General features: G+C 48.1%; 1 protein-coding gene. It reads right to left on the reverse strand.

Annotated features, from left to right (window positions below; translation table 11 throughout):
* Window positions 1–592 (reverse strand): hypothetical protein (locus A3754_RS05585; protein WP_156496833.1); only part of this gene is annotated, 592 nt, incomplete at its 3' end.
* Between the last annotated feature and the right edge of the window lie 295 nt (window positions 593–887).

Genomic DNA, 887 nt, shown 5'->3' on the forward strand with positions numbered 1-887 from the left:
GCACCAAGCGAGCTTTTCGACAAAGGCTCAACGCCTCATTCACTGCCCCGGTGATGCTGTCTACTCTACGCTGCTCCCTGACCACCTGCTGTCTACGAAACTGAAGGATCTCAGGTGCTGATAGCCGCCGTTTCAGTTCGTGAAGATACTCGAGATAGTAATCATGTACCGTTTTACCGCCAACGCGCTCATGCAACCGACGCCCCGTCAAGACGCGAACCGCCGCTTCCCTATTGAGGCCCAGGACAACCTGAACATCCGGGTCCACCTTGTACCCCCAGAAATCATCCTCAGTGAGATTGATACAGGATTCGATGGCTGGTGTCTTCTTATTGGGGATTCTGCGGATAAGCCCTTGGCTAGTCTCCTGCCGTCGGCTAATGACCAGTCGCCGCTGGGGCACGATTTCATCTAAAAGCGTCGTGACGTCCGCAAGCGCACGTGCAGTCTCTGCCTGATCAGTGATGAAGACTTTATTGAGATTATCTCTCTGATTGTAAACATCCAGTCCACAGTCCAGCATTTCATGGAACTGCTCCAGCCGTCCCACTTGAGCTTCTACTGACAGCATCATGCCGTGCCCTTGGTTCATCGTCATTGCTCCAGTATTAACCTTATTCTTTGATGGCTTTTTATGAGCAACGAACCAACCAGAATGGAAATCTGAATATTAATAAAACCAGAGAATAAAACCAGAGAATAAACATGTTCCCCTTTATGATTTACCAGACAACCACTCCCGGATCCCGAAATCACTGACTATCGCCGCTCATATAATGGGCAAAACATGTACGTTATTAAGCAAGCCCTACTAATACTGACACTGCCACCAGTATTAGTAAGAATTTTATTAACATGAGAAATTTCGCAGCCCTGACTATATACTG

It is taken from the genome of Alcanivorax sp. HI0083, from assembly GCF_001635175.1.